We start from the raw sequence: 20,590 nt of genomic DNA, 5'->3' as shown, positions 1-20,590 counted from the left end.
TTACCTCAGCGCTTTCACCAACTGATATTTTAGTTTGACATATATATCAATGGAAAGTTTGCGTTCTTGTGCATTAGGTCGTGCAAAGCTATGAATGGACTGAAAAGGATGCCTCACCATGAATTCCCAGTTCGCCTCCACATTCGGCCTGACTGCACCCGGTTTTCCGGTCGTGGCCGGCAGCACGGTCCAGCGGGTCTATGATGATCTGCGAAAGCGCATCATCACCATTCAGCTACCGCCAGACACCACGTTGTCGCGCACCGAGCTTACGGAGACTTATGAAGTCAGCCAGACTCCCATCAGGGACGCATTGCAGCTTCTCAAACAGGAGGGTCTGGTTCGTATTTACCCGCAATCCCGCACTGTGGTGACCAGGATCGACGTCCTGCAAATTTACGAGGCACATTTCCTTCGCGTGGCGCTGGAAACGGAGGTTTGCCGCCGCCTCGCAACCGATCCGGATCCAGATCCGAGCGTCATCACGCGCGCCCGGTCGATCATCAAGATGCAGTCGGCAGTCGCTGACGACGCCGATCAGATCGCGATCTTCCAGGAGCTCGACGAACTCTTTCACCAGACGTTGTTCGCAGGCGCCAAGCGCAGCAGCCTCCACCAATTGATACGTGAGCGGTCCGGCCATCTCGAGCGCATTCGTCGTCTGCATCTGCCCGAAAAGGGCAAGATCGCGAGCATTCTCGATGGGCACCACGCCATCATCGATGCGATCGCCGCTCGCGACGAACAGGGCGCGGTCGATGCGATCCGCGAGCATCTCAGCCGCACCGTCGCAAAAGTGGAAGACATGCGGAAGGAGTTCCCGGACTATTTCGTGTGATCTGCCGCGCCGCGGGTTTTGCCGGCGTCAATTGACCGGCGTCAGCAGCGGCCTGCCTGCGAAAAAGGCGGCAAGGTTGTCGACCGTCAATTGCGCCATCCTGTCGCGCGTTTCCTCGGTACCGCTGGCATGGTGGGGATAGAGCACAACGTTGTCGAGCGCTGCAAAGCGCGGATCGGGATTGGGTTCGTTGAGGTAGACATCGATGCCGGCCGACGCGATCCGCTTTTCCTGCAAGGCCTTGATCAAGGCTGGCTCGTCGACCACGGTGCCCCGGGCAATGTTGATGAAGCTGCCAGTCGGTCCGAGCGCATTGAGCACGTCCGCCGATATCAGTCCTTCGGTCGAGGGGCCGCCGGGGGTTGCGACGATCAGGATATCGGCCCAGTCGGCCAGTTTTACCGGCGCGTCGAAATAGGCAAAATCGTTGCCGGCCTTCTTCGTCCTCCCATAATAGCCGACCATCAGCCCGACAGCTTCGCATCGCTTGGCAATCGCCATCCCTATGCGGCCGAGGCCGACGATCCCGGCCTTCTTGCCCGAGGTCGATGTCGTCAGCGGCATCATGCCCTTATGCGCCCAGTCGCCGGAGCGCACATAGCGATCGCCTTCCGGCAGGCGCCGGCGTGCCGCCAGCATCAGAAGCAGTGCCATGTCGGCAACGTCGTCGCACAGCACCTCGGATGTGTTGGTGAGCTTGATGCCGCGCCGTGTCATCGCCTCGACATCCATCTGGTCGTAGCCAGCCGAGGAACAGGCGGCGAGCCTTAATGCCGGCAATTTCGAAAGCAGGGCTTCGTCGATTGTCACATGGCCGTTGCAGACCAGCGCGGAAGAGATCGGGCCGGCTTTCCGCAGGAGAGCATCCCGCTCTTCGCCTTTGACAAGATCCAGCCGGTGCAGCGTGTAGGTCTCTTCCAGCATCGCCATCTGATGGGGCCGGAGCGGATAGGCGACGATGACATCGGGCTTCATGCGGAAACGAGTCCTTCCTGTATGTGGCGGGCGGCGCGTCGGCTGGCCTGAACCTCCGGATCGGGATCGAGGCTCGCGGCAAGAAGCGCCTGCGTGTAGGGGTGGGAGGGCGCGTTGAAGATCTGTTCCACCGGACCCTCCTCGACAATCTCGCCGGCCTTCATGACGATGACACGATCGGCGAAATCACGAACCACCGGCAGGTCGTGTGCGATGAAGAGGTAGGACAGGCCGAATTCGCGACGCAGGCCCTCAAGCAAGGCAATCACCTGCGCCTGGATCGACACGTCGAGCGCCGAAACCGCCTCGTCGCAGATGATCAGTTTCGGCTCCATCGCCAGCGCCCGGGCAATCGCGATGCGCTGGCGCTGGCCGCCGGAAAACTGGTGTGGATACCGATCGGCCATATCCGGTTTCAGGCCAACCTTGACCAGCAACTCGGCCACTTTCTCCTTCCATCTTGCTTTCGGCAGGATATCCGGGTGAATGACCCAGGCCTCCGAAATCAACCGGAACACGCTCATCCGCGGGTTCAGTGACTGGGTCGGGTCCTGGAAGACCATCTGCAAATCGCGACGCAGCCCGAATATTTCTCGAGGGGTCATCGCAAGCAGATCGTTGCCGCGGTAGACGACCTGGCCCTCCTGCGGATCATCGAGGCGAACGATCGCCCGGGCAAGAGTTGACTTACCGGATCCGCTCTCACCGACAACGGCAACCGTCTCGCCGGGCATGATGACGAAGTCCACGCCCTTCAGCGCCTGGAATGCGCCAAAACTCTTTTTCAAGCCGATGGCGCGCAGCAGCGGTTCGCCCTGCCGGTCACGCTCTTGCGCCATCGCACCTTTCCCGGGTGCTGCGGCTATCAGTTTCTTCGTATAAGCGTTCTGAGGATTGCGATAGACTTCGGCCGCATTGCCGGTTTCGACGACGCAGCCGGAATTCATCACCACGACCCGGTCGGCGATCTCGGCAACGACGCCCAAATCGTGGGTGATCAGCAACAGGCCCATGCCGGTTTCCTGCTGCAATTCCTGCAGAAGTTCGAGCACCTGCGCCTGCACCGTAACATCAAGCGCGGTGGTGGGTTCATCCGCGATCAGGATATCGGGCTTGCAGGCGATTGCCATGGCGATCATCAGGCGCTGCCGCTGTCCGCCGGAGAACTGGAACGGATATTTTCGCATCGCCGCTTGCGGGTCGGTTATGCCGACGCGCCCGATCAATTCGAGCGCCCTTGCACCGGCACGCTCCGCCGACTGACCATGCGTCGTCATCATCTCGGTGATTTGCCAGCCGACCGGATAGACCGGGTTGAGATGGGCGAGCGGGTCCTGAAAGATCATGGCGATCTTGGCGCCGTTGATCGAGCGCCGCTCCTCAGGCGTCATTTCCAGCATGTCGCGCCCGTTGAGGAGGATCGTGCCGCTGGTGATCTTGCCGGGTGGCATGTCGATCAGGTTCATGATCGCCGAGGCCGACACGGACTTGCCCGAACCGCTTTCCCCGAGGATCGCCAGCGTCTCACCGCGATCGAGATGCCAGCTGACATCCTGCACCGCCTTGACGGTCCCGCTGACGGTGTGGAACTCGACCGAGAGGTCACGCACTTCCAAAAGATGTTCAGCCATTTTTCCTGCCCCTCATTTCAAGGCGCCAGCGTTGCGTCGGATCGAGTGCGATGCGCAGCCAATTCGACAGAAGGTTCAGCGACAGCGTCGTCAGGATGATTGCAAGACCCGGCCAGAAGGAAAGCCACCAGGCATTGGTGAGATAGGGTCGTCCTTGCGCAACCATGAGACCCCAGGTGATCTCCGGCGCCTGAATGCCGATCCCCAGGAATGACAGGGAGGATTCCGCCAGCATGACGAAGGCGAAATCCAGCGTCGCGATAGTCACCAGCGTGGGGAAGATCACTGGCAGGATGTGATGGAAGACAATGCGCCAATACGATGCTCCCATGACCTTCGCCGCCTGCACGAACATCCGCTCGCGCACTTCCAGCACCTCGGCACGCGTGGTGCGCAGATAGATGGGAATGCGGGTGATCGCCAGGACGAGGACGATATTGGTGACCGAGGGCTCGAGCATGTAGAGCACGATCACCGCCAGAAGCAGTGACGGAAAGGACATGATGACGTCGCCGAGGCGCATGATCCATTGAGCCGCGGAAGAGCGGCTGTAACCTGCGACCAGACCGAGCGCCGTACCGACGACAGATGAGGCAAGCACGGCTGCGGCGGCAACCAGGATGGTGTTTTGCGCCGCCACGATGACACGGGCAAGAAGCGGCCTGCCCAGCGCATCGGCGCCGAGGACATAAAGCAATCCGCGGGTGATATCGAACGGCGGCGCATTTCGGCCCCGCAGGTTCTGCTTGGTGGCGATGGCCTCCAGCAGCAACGGGCCAAACAGCGCACAGAGCAGAACGATCAAAAGGAACAGGGCCGCGAAGAAAGCGAGCTTGTCCGCCCACAGCATCGTCAGCCAACGCCCGATCGGGCCGCTTGTTTTTTTCTCGGCGAGGATTTGTGTGTCGGTCATTGTCATCGCTCAATACCGGATACGCGGATCGAGCAGCGCATAGGCGATATCGATCAACAGGTTCATGATGAAGATCGCCAGCGCCGAGACCATGATGACGGCCAGCACGACGGCGAAATCGCGAAGCAGGATGGAATCGATCATCAGTTTGCCGATGCCGGGAAAGCCAAACACCGTCTCGACGACAACCGCACCGTTCAAGATGGCGGCCGCCTGGTCGCCGATGACTGTGATCACCGGCAGCATGGCGTTGCGCAGTCCGTGAATGAAGATGATTGAGTTCGAGCGGACCCCCTTGGCGCGGGCCGTCTTCACATAGGCGGAAGACAGAACACTGATCATCGAGCCGCGGACCACCTGCAGGATCAGGCCGAAGGGCCGGATGAACAGGACGCTGACCGGCAGGATCCAGTGCCAGATAGTTCCCGTTCCTGATGTCGGCAGGACATGCAGTTTGACGGCGAAAATGACGATCGCCACGATGGCCAGCCAGAAATCCGGCGCCGCAGCGCCGATCAACGAGAAGAAGGTGGCAAGACGGTCGAAGATGCCGCCGACGCGAAACGCCGCAAGTGACCCAATGACGATCGCGGCGATCGTGACCAGCACCATGGTGATGACAGCCAGCCAGAAGGTCCAGACGAAGGCCTCCAGCACGACATCCATGGCAGGACGGGCCTGTCGCAGCGACTGACCGAAATTACCTTGTGCAAGATCCGAGACATAACGACCGAACTGCATGATCAACGGATCGTTGAAACCGTTCATCTCACGGAATTGCTGGCGCATTTCCGTGGTCGCGTCGATCGGCAGATAGAGGTCGGTGGGATCGCCCGTCAGCCGGGAGAGGAAGAACACGATGACGATAAGCACCACGAGCGATACGCCACTGGCGATCGCGCGTTTGCCGATGAAACTCTTCATACCACTCCTCCCGAGTGAACCCATAGGGGCCGTGATGTCTCGTCTTCGTCTGTGCCGAAGCCACCTGTCATGCCCTCCGGCAACAGGCACGACTTCAAAATCAGTCGCTACAACTGAAATATTAGTTCATCTAAAATTTTTGTGAACCCCAAAAATGATCAGGGCTAATCAACCGGCGGCTTGCGTCGCCATGTGATACCGCGGGTTCCAATAAAGGCCGCGCCGATGATCACCGCCGCGCCGATCCACGTCTGTGCGGCCGGAACTTCCGAGAAAAATGAGAAGGCCATCAGGGCGACGACGGGCAGTCGGAGAAAGTCGAGCGGTGCCAGAACGCTTGCTGGCGCCATGCCGAAGGCACGCGTGATCAGCGTCATGTTCAGTGCTCCGAGGGCTCCTTGCATAGCAAGCAGCCCGAGTTGGCTCCAGGTCGGCATTGACCAGACCGGCAGCATGAGGATTACGCCAAGCGGCACCGTCGCTATCAGATTCCATGCAACCAGCCGGTCCGCACTATCCCTCAATGCCATCCGCCGCAGCATCAATTGGCTGGCCGCCGTCAAGACCGCTCCTGCCAGTGCAAAAAGCAGCCATTGGTCGAAACCGGACGCTCCAGGGCGAATGATGATCATGACGCCGACAAAACCTGCGACAATGCCGGCCACGCTGGAGATGCCGACATGTTCCTTGAGCACCAGCCACGCACCGAGAACGAGAAACATGGGCATGGTGAAATTGATCGCCGTGGCATCGGCGAGTGGTGCGTGCGCAAAGGCGACGAACAATGCGACCAGTGAGGCAAGCTTCAGACCCGCGCGCACGACATGCAGAACACGATAGGGTGAGGCTTTCAGGTCGACCCGTGACACGATCCAGGGCGTGACGACAAGAAGTCCGAAAAACGACCGGAAAAAGCCGATCATCAATGGATGCACGTCGCCGGCCAGCAAGCGTACGATGACTGCGTCGAGACTATTTAAGAAAGCGGCGGCCACCATCATGCATACGGCAAGGCCCGTGCGACCAGGCTGCATCACGCTTCCCCTGATCGAAGAAAGGCGAACCCCGCCATATCGACCATTCGATACGGCTGCGCGTTGAACCGGCAATCCATGAGAAATAAAGCCTTCCTGGCGTGTCTGCTAATCTCCGGGCTCCCAACGGTGCCGCGGCGCAGACCGCTCGTTCTCCTAGGGTCCGGCAGCATCCGTTATCCACAGCGCGGATTAACGGCTTTATCTCAATCCATCAACCGCCGTCCACACTGACAGAGCGCATTGCTGACAGGGCCGCCCTCGCCCTCGGCTAGTGGACCACTCGGTTCGGTTTCGCGCGGTTCGAGAATTGGTGGACGAGCATGATGCCCTGCTCAAGCAGCAACTCGGCCGCCTGCAGATCGCGCGGCGTGAGATCGCCGGATAGTCCGCGAATCGTATTCGCGACGCAGATGGAGTTGGCGACAAAGCGGGCGTCGCCCTCACCTTCTGCCTCCTCGGCCGTTGCTTCCAAGGCGTCGGCGACGGTGTCGAGCAGGCTCGAGCGTTCGACAAGCGTCATGTCGTTCAGGGTTTTGGAAATGCCGTTCATGATTGTCTCCTCGCGCGTGCCCAAGGCGGATCGCAGCTCCAATTTCTCGATTTCAGTCACATGGCGTGACTGTCAGATAGGATTGCTGTCTTCAGAAGCAACTCATGGCTGCCGCGCACCTCACGCATGAGTGCAGTGAGATGACGGCTCGATCAATAACTTCGGGCCGCTCGTTCCAGATGCGTCAGGAGGTCGGGAAGCATTGGTCGCTGCCCTTTCAAGAGCTTTATGGCTGCGTCGGGCAGGGAAAACCATCCCGCACGATCAACCTCTGGAAAGCTCTTTACCCGCCCTGACCGTGGCGGCCATTCCATTTGAAATTCGGAACTCTGTATCGCATTCACGTCCAGTACCGGATCGGCTTCGATCGACCAAGCGATAACTATCTTTCCGCCAGGTTGTCGGTATTCGCCCAACGGTGTGAACCTGCCATTGACCGCGATATCAAGCTCTTCGGCAGTCTCCCTTATTGCCGCCGCGAGCTCGTCTTCTCCAGCCTCGACCAGCCCTTTCGGGATCGACCACGCAGCCTCGTCTTTCCTAGCCCAGAAAGGGCCGCCCGGATGGACGAGAAGGACTTCGATGTCCCAGGAAACACGCCGGTATATCAAAAGTCCGGCGCTACGGATGACCATCGCCTTGTGCCCCTCTTGTGTCGATCACGAGGCCAGGCATTCCTCACAGATGCCGCAGCCGTCATCATCCATCCACCGACGCCGGCGCTTGCAGCAAAGGCAAGCAGCACCGTCTGGTTGTTCTTTTATGTCTTCCGGAGGAATGATCTCGATCGTCGTGTCGAATAGAGTGTCAGCCACAAGTTCCGCCATCTCATTGCTCCATTAGTCTGTTCTAAATAAGATAGGAGCGGCGATCGATACCGGCAAGCTCTCGACGACGTCAGGCGGTTCAATGAAAGGGTCAGCTTCGACGCCGGTCAGAGCGGCAAATGCCATGCCGAACCACATTCGGCGATCTCAACATCGAACACTGGGCCTTCTTGCGACACAAGTGGTATAGTCAAATTTCGGTCGTCCACCTGGACGATACGACAAAGGAATTATTCCATGGGAGACCAGAAACGCCCGCTGCAACCAGGAGAAACCGCCCCCGCCTTCGCACTTGCCACGGCCAACTTCGACGGAACCGTCTCTTTCGCCGACTTGAGCGGTCGCCCGTTCGTCATCGGGTTCTTTCGCGGGCTGCACTGCCCGTTCTGCCGGCGCCAGTTAGAACAGCTTGCCAGCGTACAGCCGATCTTGCGCGCCGCCGGTGTGGAGACCGTGGCCGTTATCAACACGCCGGTGGAACGTGCCCGCCTGTATTTCCGCCACCGGCCGACGCCAATAACGCTTCTGTGTGACCCCGACTGCCGCACGCATCGAGCCTACGGTGTGCCGCATGGTGAGTTCCTGCCCGAAGGGAGTTGCGAGCAGCCCGAATGGCCCTATGGCGCAACGATGGCGCAGTTCCTGGCGGCACGCATCAACCCCACGGGCGAGCTGCCGGAACCGCTGCACCCGATGGAAGCCAACACGATACTCAACGCCAAGGACGGCTTTGAGCTTGACGAAGCCGATAATGCGATTTTCGCGAACCATGCTACCCAGCTCGTCGGGCACTTCCTGGTCAATGCGAACGGCACCATCGGCTGGGTACAAATCGAGGCGCTCGACGGACCGAACAGCCTCTCCATCTTCCCGACCGCGGCCGAGATCATCGCCGCCGCTGGCAGCCCTGGACACTGACCCGCACCGAATCGTCCGCCAGCGTTGCTGGATGATGTCGAATGAGGGCGACTCTCCGACTTGTCATCAGCTTGAACTCCATGTCACGTTCTGCCGGAAATCATCAGGTTAGACGGACCTCAACCGCCTTTCGGTTCTCGCGTCGAACAGATGCAGTTTGCTGAGATCTGGGGCAATGACGATCTGGTCGCCGGCGCGCAGATCAAGGCGCTCTCTTACCGTCGCAACGAGGTGATCGGCGCCAAACTTCGTGGTTATCTGGATCTCAGCACCAGTAGGTTCAACGAGGACGACCTCAGCTGTAGCAGGACCTTGTCCGATTGTGAGATGCTCAGGGCGAATGCCGTAGATAATCTGCGCGCCGCGTTCCAATGACGCTGCTTCGGGCAGTGGTAACCTACCTCCGCCGTCCGCGATCAACTCCAGCGGCCCCGAAGTGCTGACCTGCCCTCGAATAAGGTTCATCGCCGGCGAACCGATAAAGCCGGCCACGAAAAGGTTTGCCGGTCGGTCGTAGAGATCCAACGGCGAGCCTATCTGCTCGACGAAGCCGTCCCGCATCACAACAATCCGATCGGCCATCGTCATCGCCTCGATCTGATCGTGGGTGACATAAATGGTCGTTGTCTTCAGTCGCTGATGCAGTTGCTTGATTTCTGAACGCATCTGCACACGCAGCTTCGCGTCCAGGTTCGACAATGGTTCGTCAAACAGGAAGACCTGCGGATTTCTAACGATGGCACGGCCCATCGCCACGCGTTGGCGTTGGCCACCCGACAGATTTCTCGGATATCTGTCGAGCAGATGCTCGAGCCCCAGAATTTCAGCGGCCTCTCGAACACGCTGCCTGGTCTGTTCCTTGGGTGCTTTCGCCAGCTTCAGCGAAAAACCCATATTCGCCTCGACTGTCAGATGGGGGTAGAGCGCATAGGACTGGAAAACCATCGCGATATCGCGTTCTTTTGGCGCGACATTGTTCACGACCTTGCTGCCGATCGAAATCCGACCAGCTGAAATCTCTTCGAGGCCGGCGATCATCCGCAACAATGTCGACTTCCCGCACCCGGACGGGCCGACCAGGATAACGAACTCGCCGTCTTGGATATCAATATCCACCCCATGCAGAACTTCGAAGTGACCGTAGCTCTTGCGGGCATTCGCCACACTTACTGACGCCATAACTTTCTCCGGCTGAATATTGATATCTTCGGGACGCAGCCGCTCGTGTGACACGGCTGTCGATTGCTCATGGGCTTGCCGTGGCGGCTGAATAAGGCGCCAATACCGCGTCGACCGCAGCAAGGCAGAGCTCGCGGGCCTTCGGAGCGACCCGCATTGACACCACGTCAGAATATAGTCGGCCGAGATATTGGCTGATCAGAGTTTCGGGAATTTCATCAGGAAGCCGGCTGAACAATTCACCGACCGCGGCGGATGCTCGAGGATCCGGCCAGTAATAGCGAATTCGATCACTATAGCTGAAATGCCGTTGCAGTCGCTGCTCATCGGGACTGCCGCCATAGTGGCCCGCCCAGCTTGCCGGTTGCTCAACCATGATTTTTTCCATGGTCGTCATCAGTCCGGTTCGTGGCGTCTTCCCTGCAAGCACATCAGCGATTGCATCGAGACCGTAGAGGGCTTCGCGCAGCGCGAACGTCAGCCCTGGTCCGACCTTGAGGATTGCAAAGCCGCCGTCAACGAGAGCAGACAAGGCTTCGGCCGGCTGGTAGTCGGTGGAATGTGCTTCGAAAACCAAGCCCGGCATGTCGTCGAGCGAACGAATGAGGCTCTTGGCCCGTTCAGGCTTGTAGAGCGCCACGTCCGTGTTGCCGAATTCCACACCCGGCTGAACCACTATCCCAATGACCCGCTCCATCGCCGACGCCAAACCTGCCTCGGCAAACGACGCCCGGTGAACCGCGAGGGTTTTCATCGCCGCATCGGCTCGCGTAATTTCGATCTCTTCGAGTGCGTGCGTTGCACCACCCGGAGGCGGCACCTCGGTTCCGATGATATAGACCGGCGGACGGCGGCCTGAACGAAGAGCGGCCTCTTCGGCGGCTTTTGCCAATCGAGCGGCCCGCGCCGCGGTCAATTCGTCATCGAGCGCCGTTGGTTCACCGGCACAGCCCATCGACGTGTCCAGGTGAATCTTTTCGAACCCTGCCTCGACATAGGCCGTCACCATAGCCATGGCGCGCAACATTGCCTCCTCGGCCGCCAACGTCCTCCATGGGTTGGGGCCGAGATGATCGCCTCCCAGGATGATGCGTTCGGCTGGAAAATCAGTCGCTGCGGCGACGTTCTCGATGTACCGGCGAAAGTCCACCGGCGTCATCGCGGTATAGCCGCCCTCCTGATTGACCTGATTGCAGGTGGCTTCGATGAGGACCGCCCGGTGCTCCATGCCGGCCCGCCGAAGGGCTGCCTCAATGACCAGCGGATGAGCCGAGCAGACCGAAGTGACGCCATGTGGAAAAGGCAGGTTCCTGGCACCGAAAAGCTTTCGCAGCGCGATCTGCCGCTTCTCTTCGATCCTCGTCATGCGAGCGTCACGACCTTCGTCAGGTGGCGGGGAGAGACCGTATCGATTTGCCGAGCCTGCGCGGCCCGTTCGCCGAGGATCTGCAGCGCCGGAAGGACAACGAGACCCGCAAGCGAAAGATCGACATCAACGGCGAGTTCCAGATCGCCCGGACCACCTACACCAATGACAACCGCGCCTTTTTCCCTCAGTTCTCCTACCAGTTTCGTCTCCGCCTCCCTCTGGTCGGAGCTGTACAGCATGACCGCAACCGTTTTCCCGTCAACGAGGCTGATCGGCCCATGCCGGTATTCCAGCGGATGGAAGGCCTGGGTCATGATCTGGCTCATTTCCATGAGCTTGAGCGCTCCTTCCAGGGCGACGCCGAAGAGCGGTCCCCCACCGAGAAAGACGAAGTGCGACCGGTCGGCGATAATTCCAGGCAGCGCGGCATCGAGAGCGCTCGCGAGCTGGCGGGCCGAATTCACGACAGAGGCAGGAACCTTCTGCCCGATCATCTGCAAACCGAGCAGGACCATGAGGCTCGCCGATACCGTCATGACGATACCTTCGTCCGGATGGGTTTCGGTCGCGACCATCCGATCGCAATTTTTCGCAAGAGAGCTTTCCGGTTCGACCGTTATCGCCGTCACGAAGGCGCCGGCGGCCCGGCTTGCCTTTGCTGCGGCGACTGTCTCTGTCGTCTCGCCGCTCCGGGACAGCGCGACGACGTGCGTGTTGCGCCACTCCGGCCAGAAGGCCGAGGGGCGGTTTTGCCATTCGGCGCCGGGGACCGCGATTGCCTTTCGCCCGGCCATATTGGCATAGGCTGCCAGCGAAAGTGCAAGATTGAAAGACGTGCCGCAGCCGACGAAGACGAGCAGCTCCGCGCGGTCGTCGGCTGAATTCAATTCAATGGCCTTCTCCCAGTAAGGAAATTGCTCGAAAATAACCTTTTCGGTCGTGCTCATGAAGTCTCCGATTATTTGACAGAACCAGCCAACAGGCCGCTGACGAGGTAACGGTTGAGGAAAATGACGACGAGGGCGGGAATGACGATCGCGATCGAGCCGCTCGCCGTGATGAGGCCGTAGTCGATGAAGTTCTTGGTTACGAATTCCGGGATCAGAACGGTCAAGGGCTTCGTTGCCTGGGGCGAAAAAATGAGCGGTACGAGATACTGTCCCCATGCACCAAGAAAGGTAAGGATCGCCGCTGCCGTCAGACCCGGTCCGGCCAGCGGCAGGACGATATTGAAGAAGATGTAGAGCCGGCCGGCTCCGTCGAGTTGCGCTGCCTCTTCCAGTGCGATCGGAAGAGCTTCGAACACGCTGCGCAGCAGCCATAACGACAGGGGCAGGAAGGCCGAGACATAGATCAGCGAGACGCCCACATAGGTATCGACGAGATGCAGCTTGATCATGATCTGATAGAGTGGGATCAAGACCGCGTAGGCAGGAATGGCCAGAGTCGCGACGACGGCGACAAAAAGCACTTTGCGGCCAGGAAACTGAAGCCTAGTGAAAGCGTACGCGCCAAGAGAGGATATCGCGACGCAAAGCAGGGTGGCGGCGATTGATGTCACCACGCTATTGAGCAACGCGGCACGGAACTGTTTGAATACCTCCACACCCCCGATCCGCGCAATATTGATGCCGAGCAGCCGGGAGTAGTGATCGAGCGTAAAGTGCTGCGGAAAGAAGTTGATCGGTCGGGTCGAAAAGTCTTCGCTGGGCGTAACCGAACTCGCGATGGTCCAGTAGATCGGCCCTAGAGACCAGATCAACAGGACGACGACACCGGTCCAAATCATCATTCGATAGGCAATAGTAGATCTCATCAGTCGAACCGTGTGTTGCGATAGACACGAAGGACGTAGACGAGCGAAATCAGCAGAGACACGAGAGTGATCACGACCGATAGCGCCATGCCATACGAGAAGCGGAGATTCTGGAAGGTTTCGAGGTAGATCTGGACGAGCACCGGTCGGGTCTCGAGGCTGGCACCCGCCAGAACCCAGGCCTCGTCGAAGAGATTGAAAGCATTCACGGTTGCGTTCGTCATGGCGACAGCGATCGCACTGCGAACCAGCGGAAGGGTTACCCATCCGAACATCTGAACGCGCGTCGCTCCATCGATTCGCGCAGCCTCATAGAGATGAGCAGGGATACTCTGCATCGCCGCAAGGACGATGACGATCGTCAAAGGCATCATGCGCCAGACGTGGACGATTGTTACGGCGACGATGGCGCTGGTGCGATCGTTGAACCAGACGTGATTTTCGAAGGGGAGCCCGAGCGCCGAAAGAATGCCGTTCAACAGACCCGCACCAGGTTGATAAATCCAAAGCCAAATGACCGAATTTACAACGCCGGGCAGCGCCCAGGGCAAGATCACTGCTGCGAGAACCCACTGCCGCCCGACCTTGATCTGATTGATGAGAGCGGCGGCAAGAACGCCGAACACGGTTTCGGCGACGACGGCCAGAACAACGTATGTGAGCGTGTTGCTCCAGGTGGTCGCGAGCTGGCCATCCGATAGCATTCGGCTGTAGTTTTCCAGGCCGATGAATGGAGTGCCGGCCTGCATGGGGTTGACCCTGTGCAGGCTGTCCCAGACGGTTCTTCCCATCGGGTAGAAGACCAAAGCTGCCATCGTGATGACGATGGGCGACACCAACAGCAAGCCGAGTGTGGCGTCGGCGTTGAAGCCGACCCCACGCTTGCTCGTGGCCTCTTCGGACGCCAAAGCGGTCATTGCGCCATTGCCTGCTTGGCGGCGGAAGCGATAGCCTCCATCGCCTGGTCGACGCTCATCTGTCCCTTGGCAGCGCTATTGATCGCTGTGTTTACGCCGCTGGAAAATTGCGGATACCAAGGCGGCGTGCCTTGCGGGAAGAGCGGCTCAACGGTTTTGGACTGTGCCACGAGAGCATCGCCGCTGTTTAGCTTTCCAGACTCGTTGAGTTCGGAAAGCGCCGACGTGCGGGTCGGCAGGAAGCCGTTCACGGCATTCTTCTTTTGGAAGTCCCTGCTGGTGAACCATTTGACGAAGGCGATCGCAGCCTCCTTGTTGGGAGAGACGTTTGGAATAGCCAGCGCTTCTGGAAGGCCGAAACTGCGCGTTTCACCACTCGCCGTCGGCACGAGGATCGCTTCAACCTGGCCGGCGACTTTCGACTGCTTCGGGTCGTTCATCTGGCCGAGACGACCGGGCTCACCGGAGATCATGATGCTGGTGATGCCCTGCCCGAACATGCTCTCATTGATCTGGCTGTCTTTCAAGCCGGTAGACGCCGGATCGACCAGCCCTTCTTTGAGGAGCATCAGCTCGAAAGCAAGCGCCTTGTAACCAGCCGAATCCGGCGAGGTGAAGAGCGGATTGAAGTCCTTGTCGAAGAGTTCGCCACCGAAGGCCTTGGTCAGCAAGTACCAGCTCGTTGACGCGCCTTCGGTTGCTGAAACCGGCAGGCCGATCGGATACTCGACAATGCCCTTTTCCTTGATCTTCTTGGCTGCAGCGACCAGCGCATCCAATGTTTTCGGCATCTCGGTGATGCCTGCATCCGCGAAATGCTTCTTGTTGACGAGCATCACCCGGAAGTCGTTGGTGTAGGGGATACCCAATAACTTGCCGTCGACGGTGAAGATCTTCGCAACACCGATATCTTTCACGGTGTCGGCGTCGATCACATCGTCAAGCGGCATATACCAACCGGCGGCGCTGAACTGACCGGTCCAGGACCAATCGAATTCGGTCACATCAGCCGGCGCTGTCCCGGCAACCAAAGCCGTCACCAGCTTCGGGCGGATGTCGTCCCAAGACAAGGTCTGCAGGTCGACGTGAATGCCGGTTTCGACCTCGAAGTCAGAGGCGATATTCGGTCCCTGCGGCGATGGCATGAGCACCGTGATCGACTGGCCGGCAAGCGGCTTGGCGTCCTGGCCAAGAGCGGGTACGGCGATTGCCAGGGCTGCTGATGCAAGTAGAGGCAAGATCAATTTATGCATGTTCCCATCCTTCATTATTCTTGAGCTCAATTCACTGGGATGCGCAGTCACCGCCTTCGGCCGTGGCCACGATTTGCCCCGAACCAGCCGTCGTCTAACGGCCAGTCGAGAAGCTGGGCGGCAGCCAGAAGCGCGCCGCCAATGGGGGGAAGTTTCGGCAAAGCCGGAGGCCTGCCAATACGGCGTTCAAGCGCCTCCAGAAGTAGCCGGCTCGAAAAAGTACCACCAGCATAAGTCCAGTCGGCATCCGGATCACAATGGCCGGCAATTGCCGCATGATGTTTCGCCAATTCATCGGCGGCCTGCTCGATCAACCCGATCGCCCCTTTGTCGCCGCCAAGTGCGACCTGATCGACGAGGGCCGAAATTGCTGCAATGTCTGCCCGTGGGTTCGCCAAGGAGCTGGCCCAATCGCCGAGGCCATTCATGGGATTGCTCGGGTCGATGTGAAGGTGGTCAAACAAGGCCTTTGCGAGATCCGTTGCCGGAGCACGCCCATCCAAGCTTTGGCTGACGAGGTTGAGCGCCCTCTGCCCGATCCAATGACTGCTGCCCTCGTCGCCGACGAGATCTCCCCAGCCGCCAGTGCGCGCCGACTGGCCTTTGGAATTACGCGCCCATGCCATTGAACCTGTGCCGGAAAGAATGAGGATACCCGGCTCACCCGCAAAAGCACCGAGATGCGCCGCGTCGACGTCGTTGAGGACGCGCCGGTGGACGTTTGGGAACAGGCGCTCGATCGCATCCCGTTGTAGAACCGACAGGCGCTCAACCTCCCCGTAGGCGGGCAGCGCTGCGGCGACGGCCGCCAGATTTCCTTCATCGCGAAAGGGAAGGAGATGCTGCTCCAGCTCCTGGAGCCAATTCGGATTGTCCATGGGATTGACCCCGTGGCCGCGGGAACGCCGCAATATCCGGCCACGCTTGTCCGCGAGGGCAACCAGCACCTTGCTTCCGCCACCGTCGATGCCGAGGATCAGCGCGTCGCTCACTCTTTCGCCCTCAGGTCGGCGATCGTTGCGTCGACGCCGAAGTTGACAAGCTCGTCGCGCCAATGCCGCGAAAGCCCGGAATCGGTAATGACTTTCGCGGTGTCCAGCGGCGCGACCTTGTAGGTCGCCGTGGTTCCAAATTTCGAGGAATCGGCCAGGACGAAACGATTGGCTGACCGAGCCAGCATACGCCGGTTGAGGCTCGCTTCCGCACTGTCCACGCTGTAGATCGCACCGTCGGAACTAATGGCGCTGGCGCCAAGAAAGAGCTGGTCGAACCATAAAGTTTCCAGCATTGCCTCCGCCTGAGGTCCGACAAGCGACGCATTCTCGCTACGGAGCTGACCGCCGAGAAGCACCACCTCCAAATTCGGAATATTCAGGAATTCCTGCGCTACCGTCAGGCCGTTGGTGAATATCCTGAGCGGCAGGGGGTTGATGCGAACGAGGCGCGCAAGCTGCAGGACGGTCGTTCCCGCGTCGAGAAAGATTGCCGTACGCGGATGAAGCAGATCGTAGGCCGCGGTTGCAATCGCCCGCTTGGCCGATAGATGGCGCTTTTCCCGCTCCTGAAATGCAACCTCAACCGATGATCCTTCGGCAATGCGCGCTCCACCATGCACGCGATCAATGGCCCCCTCCTGCTCAAGGATCTGCAGATCTCTACGAACCGTGGCAAGCGATGCGCCGATCGCATCGGCAAGCGCCTGGATGGTCGAAAAGCCGTTCGCGTAGAGGTGGCTGCGAATGGCATCCAGCCGATCGACCTTTACTCCGACTGCTTGGCTCAACGAAATTCTCCCTCACGATCCACCCCAATTTCGATCACATTTTCATTTCATATGATCAGTGTCAATCAATTTTCTGACGTTTTTTGATTTATTGGATGGGAGCCGGAATGAGAAGAGGCGCGCCGTGAATTCACGGCGCGCCAATAACGAATGAACTGCCATGCGCAGCAGCGCTTGTGGCTGGCTTATCCGCGGGATCTCACTGATATCTCGGCAGCAGATCGCCGTGCGCATCGATCAGGTCGTCGACAAGGTTCCAGATTTGGTCTGGCGACAATTCCGCAGATGTATGCGGATCGAGCAGAGCGGCTTGGTAGATGCGCTCGCGGTTTCTTGTGAGAGCCGCCTCGACCGTCAACTGCTGAACAGAAACGCTCAAGTTCATGACGGCGGAAAGCTGCGAGGGGATCCGACCGACCCGGATCGGCTGAATTCCGTTTCTGTCGACATGGCAAGGCACTTCCACGATGCATTCATCGGGCAGATTCTCGATCAGGCCGTTGTTTGGCACATTGCCGTATATCAGCGCCGGGTTGCCGGTTACCGCGGCATGAATGATGCCGGCCGCGTATTCATTGCTGCGGCACACCTCGATCGGCTTGTCGCCTTCCAGTTCCTTGCGCAGGGCATGCCACTCTTTGATCTGCACTTCGCAGCGCCGGATGTATTCGTCCAACGGAATATTGAGCTGATCGATCAGATCCCCTCGTCCCTCCTTGATGTACCAGGAGGTATACTCGGAGAAATGCTCGCTGGATTCGGTGACGAAGTGGCCGAGCCGTTTGAGCACATCGAACCGCACCCGATCGTCCGGCGGAACGCGGCCATCGGCGGCGAGAGCGTTCAGTCTCGGATAGAGATCTTCCAGCCGTCCGTCGCTGTGAACTTTCTCATATTTCAGGAAGAAGGCGACGTGATTGATCCCAGCCGAAACGTAGTTTACGTCGGCAATGTCCTCGCCAAGGCATTGCGCGAGATGCCCGGCTGTGTGTTGCACACTATGACACAAGCCGACGGTCCGGATTTCCGGGGCCAGATCCTTGATCGCCCAGCAGTTGATGGCCATCGGGTTGACGTACTGCATCAGAAGAGCCCGAGGGCAAACCTCCTGCATGTCTCGGCAGATCGCCTCAAGGACTGGTATCGTCCGCAAACCGCGGAAAATACCCCCGATGCCAAGGGTGTCGGCGATCGTCTGACGCAAGCCATATTTTTTCGGAATGTCGAAGTCCGTGACGGTAGCCGGCTTATAGCCACCGACCTGCATCATGAGGATCACGAAATCAGACCCGCGTAGTGCTTCCCGCCGGTCGAGCGTGGCGTCGATCCTGACGCTTGAAAGCTTAAGCGACTCGCAGATCCGGCGAGCGACGATTTCTGACGTCTTCAGTCGCTCTGGATCGATATCGAAGAGGCTGATGACGTAGTCGCTCCCTCTCTGCGTGGACAGGACATCTCCCAGAATGTTCTGGGCAAAAACGGTGCTGCCAGCGCCAACCAGACAAATCTTCGGCATTGCAATCTCCCCATGGGTTGTGATTGCTTATTGCTCCTTCTAGATCAGAATTTCTTCCTGACATCGGCCTATTAATTCCGGGATTCGAGTCTCCTACAAATGAAACATAGCCAAAGCCGCGGCGAATGGATTGGATCCAGAGGGCAGTTCCTGATCGAGCGTCACATCGCTGATGCGATGGCCGCACCGCATTGGCACGACCACGTTGAATTAAACCTGCTCATGGCAGGCCAGATGACCTACCTTTTCAATGGAAGGCTGGAACAGGTTGAGGCCGGCCGCCTGGTTTTATTCTGGGCCGCAATTCCCCATCAGACGATCGCTGTTGCCGAAAACGCGCCGCTCGTATGTCTCTATCTTCCCCTTATCGATTTCCTTGGTCTGCCGGTGGACAGAAAGGCGAGGCAGTCGATCATGCAGGGGAGGTTTCTGGCGCAAGCAAATCAGGAAACGATGGATGCGTTGACACTCCCACGATGGGAAAAGGAATGGCAGGGCGGCAGTGCGGCAAGACGGAAATTGATCGTCGAGGAAGTACGACTGGGAATACGACGTCTGATCCTGGACAATGCTGAAATCGACAATTCGCCAAGCCATGTCTCTCCGACATCGTTGGCTGGCCACGCGGTGCGCCACGTCGAGCTGCTGATCGACCTCATCAATTCCCGCTACGCAGATCCGATAAGCGTACCCGATCTCGCCAGGCTTGCGGGCATGCATCCAAGCACCGCCAACAGCGCTTTCCGAAAGGTTCTGGGAATATCAGTCAACGAATACCTGACCCGACATCGGATTGCCCGGGCGATGCAGCTTCTGACAGACACGGAGGATCCTGTCCTCCAGATCGGTTTTGACTGCGGGTTTGGTTCCAGCAGTCGCTTCTACGAGATTTTCAAGGAGCGAACGGGCACGACCCCCCGTCATTTCCGAGAAGCGGTGAACTCCAGGAACACTCCAGCACCTTGATGGGATTCAAACCGACGAGGTGGAGATCGCTCTTGTGCCCTTGGCCGCTGCTGCCGGAGTGACTGCCGATTCGGAGCGGAGTTGCAATTGACGTTTGGCCGCTGCGACGCGCCGTCCGACAAATGTCGGCTCTAGTGGAGCGTGCCGCTGATCACCATTTTTGATACGAATGCGGAAAGAAGCTGGCTGTCGAAATGGCCCGGCGAATTCATCATCATGTTGATTGCCTCCGCTTGCGAGAAGGCGCGCTTATACGGCCTGATTGTGGTCAACGCTTCGTAAACGTCACAAATCGCCGCAAGCCGGGCTACGTAAGGGATCTTCTTTCCGGCGAGCCGACCAGGATAGCCAGAGCCATCGAACTTTTCGTGGTGGTAGCGACAAATGTCCAGCACCTGCTTGGGAACATGCGCGACATGAGAGACCAGCTCATATCCTCGCTGAGGATGCCCGCGCACAAGATCCATTTCCTCGGCCGTCAGTTTACCGGGTTTCGTCAAAATTTCGTCCGGCAGCGCCATTTTTCCAAGATCGTGAACCAGTCCACCGAGTCCCAGGACCCGTACCTCCTCTTCTCCATGACCGAGGCTGCGCCCCAGGGTGATCATCAGCGCGCTAACCGCCAGCGAGTGGAGGAACGTCAGCTCATCTTTTTCTTTCAGCTTCGCGACCGCGATCAGCGCACCGGCATTGTCGAAGGCTGCCGACATGATCCGCTCCACAGCCGAGCTTGCCGCATCGCTGGCAAAGGAGGCTTTGATCCTAGCGTGGGCAAGCATTTGGCGGATCTGCGGTCTCGTATCCTCTACGCATTCCCTCGCCTGCTTGATGTCCTTCGCCGAAAACACGGCACGAAGCTGGGCGTCAAACGCAGCCCGGTCGATGTCCTGTGTCGCACCCGGGTCGACATCCGCGCCTTTTCCGACGTCGATCACGACCGTCATCAGGCGGCTTGCCATCAAACTCTCGACCTGACCGGCCGCCGAGATCAGGAACGGCTTGAACCGGCGTGTCCTGTCTTCCCCCTCAATCTCGACGTCCTCGACATACATTCCGACCCGCAATTGGCTGACATGTATCCGTTTTCGCATCTCTGATCCGTTCAAAATGATCTTGGTACTCATGTGTTGTCTCAGGTATCGGGTCTGGCCCGAGCGCGAAAACCTCGCCCAGGGAGG

20 protein-coding genes and 1 pseudogene are annotated in these 20,590 nt (G+C 58.9%); 3 read left to right on the top strand and 18 right to left on the bottom strand.

Annotated elements, in window-relative coordinates; genetic code table 11:
- The first annotated feature begins 118 nt into the window (after positions 1-118).
- Entirely contained in the window at positions 119-838 is a 720-nt protein-coding gene (locus AC1D2N_RS12775; RefSeq protein ID WP_018245653.1) for a GntR family transcriptional regulator, read from the top strand.
- A gap of 27 nt (positions 839-865) precedes the next feature.
- Here AC1D2N_RS12775 and AC1D2N_RS12770 read toward each other — a convergent pair whose 3' ends face one another.
- The 8 genes from AC1D2N_RS12770 to AC1D2N_RS12735 all read right to left on the bottom strand — a co-directional run bounded on the left by AC1D2N_RS12770 (position 866) and on the right by AC1D2N_RS12735 (position 7,695).
- Positions 866-1,813, bottom strand: coding sequence for a 2-hydroxyacid dehydrogenase (locus AC1D2N_RS12770; RefSeq protein ID WP_018245652.1), 948 nt, complete (start codon positions 1,811-1,813; stop codon positions 866-868).
- Complete coding sequence (locus tag AC1D2N_RS12765) at positions 1,810-3,444, bottom strand: ABC transporter ATP-binding protein (protein ID WP_018245651.1); 1,635 nt, start codon at positions 3,442-3,444, stop codon at positions 1,810-1,812. The genes AC1D2N_RS12770 and AC1D2N_RS12765 overlap by 4 nt, the downstream gene beginning before the upstream one ends.
- A complete protein-coding gene (locus AC1D2N_RS12760) occupies positions 3,437-4,363 on the bottom strand; it encodes an ABC transporter permease (RefSeq protein WP_018245650.1) in 927 nt (308 codons plus the stop codon). Before AC1D2N_RS12760 ends, AC1D2N_RS12765 begins: the two co-directional genes overlap by 8 nt.
- 3 nt (positions 4,364-4,366) lie before the next feature.
- On the bottom strand, positions 4,367-5,281 hold the full coding sequence (locus tag AC1D2N_RS12755) for an ABC transporter permease (protein WP_018245649.1): 915 nt from the start codon (positions 5,279-5,281) through the stop codon (positions 4,367-4,369).
- Positions 5,282-5,445: 164 nt separating this feature from the next.
- Positions 5,446-6,315 (bottom strand): DMT family transporter, encoded by an 870-nt coding sequence (locus AC1D2N_RS12750; protein WP_018245648.1) that lies wholly within the window; start codon positions 6,313-6,315, stop codon positions 5,446-5,448.
- A gap of 271 nt (positions 6,316-6,586) precedes the next feature.
- A complete protein-coding gene (locus AC1D2N_RS12745) occupies positions 6,587-6,868 on the bottom strand; it encodes a hypothetical protein (RefSeq protein WP_018245646.1) in 282 nt (93 codons plus the stop codon).
- A gap of 152 nt (positions 6,869-7,020) precedes the next feature.
- Entirely contained in the window at positions 7,021-7,503 is a 483-nt protein-coding gene (locus AC1D2N_RS12740) for an NUDIX hydrolase (protein WP_018245645.1), read from the bottom strand.
- A gap of 24 nt (positions 7,504-7,527) precedes the next feature.
- Positions 7,528-7,695, bottom strand: a complete 168-nt coding sequence (locus AC1D2N_RS12735; protein ID WP_018245644.1) for a hypothetical protein — start codon at positions 7,693-7,695, stop codon at positions 7,528-7,530.
- Positions 7,696-7,932: 237 nt separating this feature from the next.
- On the opposite strand from AC1D2N_RS12735, the gene AC1D2N_RS12730 reads away from it, so the two are divergent.
- The gene (locus AC1D2N_RS12730) at positions 7,933-8,613 is read left to right on the top strand and encodes a redoxin domain-containing protein (RefSeq protein WP_018516773.1); all 681 of its coding nucleotides are present in this window, start codon (positions 7,933-7,935) and stop codon (positions 8,611-8,613) included.
- Between the two features lie 108 nt (positions 8,614-8,721).
- Here AC1D2N_RS12730 and AC1D2N_RS12725 read toward each other — a convergent pair whose 3' ends face one another.
- From AC1D2N_RS12725 to melA, 9 genes and pseudogenes are all read right to left on the bottom strand, one after another.
- The gene (locus AC1D2N_RS12725) at positions 8,722-9,792 is read right to left on the bottom strand and encodes an ABC transporter ATP-binding protein (RefSeq protein WP_018516774.1); all 1,071 of its coding nucleotides are present in this window, start codon (positions 9,790-9,792) and stop codon (positions 8,722-8,724) included.
- Between the two features lie 67 nt (positions 9,793-9,859).
- The gene (locus AC1D2N_RS12720; protein WP_018516775.1) at positions 9,860-11,158 is read right to left on the bottom strand and encodes a D-tagatose-bisphosphate aldolase, class II, non-catalytic subunit; all 1,299 of its coding nucleotides are present in this window, start codon (positions 11,156-11,158) and stop codon (positions 9,860-9,862) included.
- Entirely contained in the window at positions 11,155-12,108 is a 954-nt protein-coding gene (locus tag AC1D2N_RS12715) for an SIS domain-containing protein (RefSeq protein WP_018516776.1), read from the bottom strand. Before AC1D2N_RS12715 ends, AC1D2N_RS12720 begins: the two co-directional genes overlap by 4 nt.
- An 11-nt stretch (positions 12,109-12,119) precedes the next feature.
- Positions 12,120-12,953, bottom strand: a complete 834-nt coding sequence (locus AC1D2N_RS12710; RefSeq protein WP_020572896.1) for a carbohydrate ABC transporter permease — start codon at positions 12,951-12,953, stop codon at positions 12,120-12,122.
- Positions 12,954-12,976: 23 nt separating this feature from the next.
- Positions 12,977-13,894, bottom strand: a complete 918-nt coding sequence (locus tag AC1D2N_RS12705) for a carbohydrate ABC transporter permease (RefSeq protein WP_018516778.1) — start codon at positions 13,892-13,894, stop codon at positions 12,977-12,979.
- Positions 13,891-15,147 (bottom strand): ABC transporter substrate-binding protein, encoded by a 1,257-nt coding sequence (locus tag AC1D2N_RS12700; protein ID WP_477981376.1) that lies wholly within the window; start codon positions 15,145-15,147, stop codon positions 13,891-13,893. Before AC1D2N_RS12700 ends, AC1D2N_RS12705 begins: the two co-directional genes overlap by 4 nt.
- Positions 15,148-15,178: 31 nt before the next feature.
- Positions 15,179-16,139, bottom strand: a pseudogene (locus tag AC1D2N_RS12695) (N-acetylglucosamine kinase).
- Entirely contained in the window at positions 16,136-16,930 is a 795-nt protein-coding gene (locus AC1D2N_RS12690) for a DeoR/GlpR family DNA-binding transcription regulator (RefSeq protein ID WP_018516781.1), read from the bottom strand. The pseudogene AC1D2N_RS12695 and the gene AC1D2N_RS12690 overlap by 4 nt, the downstream one beginning before the upstream one ends.
- 199 nt (positions 16,931-17,129) lie before the next feature.
- Positions 17,130-18,446: an alpha-glucosidase/alpha-galactosidase gene (gene melA / locus AC1D2N_RS12685; protein WP_018245633.1), complete on the bottom strand. Its 1,317-nt coding sequence runs from the start codon at positions 18,444-18,446 to the stop codon at positions 17,130-17,132.
- 99 nt (positions 18,447-18,545) lie between these two features.
- Between melA and AC1D2N_RS12680 the strand changes: the two genes are divergently transcribed.
- Positions 18,546-19,412: a helix-turn-helix domain-containing protein gene (locus tag AC1D2N_RS12680; RefSeq protein ID WP_018516782.1), complete on the top strand. Its 867-nt coding sequence runs from the start codon at positions 18,546-18,548 to the stop codon at positions 19,410-19,412.
- 131 nt (positions 19,413-19,543) lie between these two features.
- Here AC1D2N_RS12680 and AC1D2N_RS12675 read toward each other — a convergent pair whose 3' ends face one another.
- Complete coding sequence (locus AC1D2N_RS12675) at positions 19,544-20,503, bottom strand: HD-GYP domain-containing protein (RefSeq protein WP_312864638.1); 960 nt, start codon at positions 20,501-20,503, stop codon at positions 19,544-19,546.
- Positions 20,504-20,590: the final 87 nt, after the last annotated feature.

The sequence above is a fragment of the Rhizobium sp. P1_B8 genome (genome assembly GCF_056406515.1).
This window is presented reverse-complemented; position numbering and strand designations above follow the sequence as displayed.